The 1905-nt window shown below is 65.8% G+C and carries 2 pseudogenes; one reads left to right on the forward strand and one right to left on the reverse strand.

From position 1 onward, the window contains the following. Positions 1 to 251 precede the first annotated feature (251 nt). Positions 252 to 592: pseudogene (locus ACZ38L_RS39310) on the forward strand (Tn3 family transposase); the annotation flags it as partial. Between the two features lie 69 nt (positions 593 to 661). On the opposite strand, the pseudogene ACZ38L_RS39315 reads toward ACZ38L_RS39310, so the two are convergent. After that, a pseudogene (locus ACZ38L_RS39315) lies at positions 662 to 1905 on the reverse strand (serine hydrolase domain-containing protein); the annotation flags it as partial.

Consider the following 1905-nt stretch of genomic DNA (forward strand, 5'->3'; position numbering starts at 1 on the left):
TCTGAACTACCTCAGCCCGATCGAGTTCGAACAACGATCAATTATGCTGGCACTCGCCGCATAGCACTGGTGTCCACACTTCTGGGGGAGCCCCCCCTTCTCCACGCGACCAATAACGGCAACAAGGCGAAGGCCCCGATCAGTCGGATCAAGACCCTCGGCATCTTCGCCGCTTACAAGCGCTGCCGTGCCCTCCTCCCAACGCTCCAGGTCACCGATGAGGCAATCGGCGTCTTGGCCGCCGCCCGGAACGGGTCACCGTGCAGGAGTCCCGCCACAAGCTCGCCCGCGACATCTGCCACGGCAAGCGCGGGCAGATCATGCAGGCGTACCGGACGGGACAGGAGGACCAGCTCGGCGCGCTCGGGCTGGTGCTGAATGCCGCCGTGCTGTGTTGACGACTCGCTATATGGACGCCGCCGTCGAGGAGTTGCGGGCGCTGTCGGCCGAGGAGCGTGAGCACGACGTCCTGGACGAGGACGTCGCCCGCGTCTCCCCGCTCAAGCACGCGAACCTGCTCGGCCGCTACAGCTTCCGCTCCTCCACCCCGGTCGACGGCGGCCTGCGCCCGCTGCGCGACCCGTGCGCCGGAGCCGGACGAGGACGACGAGGGGCAGGAGTGAGTATCAGGAGCCGACCAGGTCCGACCCGTGACCGGTGTTCAGGTATCGCTCCGGCGGCAGAACTTCGCCTGAAGTAGATCGGTGAAGATACCGATGGGGTCGTCCCAACCGCCGTTGCTCCAGTCGCCGTTGACGTTGGTGGTAACCATCTGTTCGCCATCGCGAGAGCCGTAGGCGTAGGACCACGATCCGAAGAGCGCACCCCCCATGCCCCAGACCGTTTCCCCGCAGGGCAGTCTCACTGAGGAAACGCCGAGGCCGTAGGCGGCGTTGGGAATCCAGTCGCGGGTGGGCACGGTGGTGAACATGTCGCGTTGTTGGTCCGGTGGCAGTATCCGGCCCCCCAGCAGGGCGTGGAAGAACCGGTTGAGGTCCCCGGCGGTGGAGATCACGCCGCCGGCTGCCCAGAACATGGATGAATCGAGCTCGGTCGCGTCGTGGACCGGCGCGCCGGGGTCGGTCTGGAACAGCTTCGTTTAGTGCCGGGAGTGTGGGCCGTGGATCGTCGGGTCGCTGCCTTGCGGCAGGTACGTACCAGTCAGGCCGAACGGGCGGGAGATCCGCTCGGTGATCTCTTCGGCAAGCGCGCGGCCGGTGGCCCGTTCGATGATCATGCCTGCGAGGACGTAGTTGGTGTTGGAATAGGCCCAGCCCGAGCCCGGCGTGAAGGTGGGCGGATGGGACATGGCGATCTGCACCAGTGACTCGGGCGAGTGTGTCTCGTAACGGTTCAGTGCTTCCTGGTCATCGGTGTAGTTGAAGATCCCGCTGGTGTGGTTGAGCAGCATCCTGACGTTCACCCTGGCACCGTCGTGGTGATGTCCATGGACCGCCCCGGGCAGCCACTGTTCCGCGGTGTCGTCCAGGCTCAGCCTGCCTTCCGCCGCCAGCTGCAGCACGACGGTGGCCATGAACGTCTTGCTGATGCTGCCGATGCGGAACCGGTCCTGCTGTGAACGCGTGCGGCCGGTTCGGGTGTCGGCCACTCCTGCGGTCCCGAACCACTGCCGGTCGCCGTCGCAAACCTCAACGAGAATGCCGGGGAGGCCTCCTTGAGTCACAGCTTGCTGAAGTAAGCGCTGGACCGCCTCGTAGCCCTCGGCCCCTGAGGCCGGCGCGGACTCAGATAGCGCGCCCCCTGCTTTGGCCGGTTCGGCGCCCGGCCGGCCGTTGTCTGTATAAGCGGTGTGAACCGCCCCGGGTTCGGTAGAGAGCTCAGATGATGGCTGTGACCAGGGGTTTTGTGGTTGCCAGGTAGTAGTTGGTCTCGTACTCGACGGGC

It is taken from the genome of Kitasatospora sp. NPDC024654, from assembly GCF_055559155.1.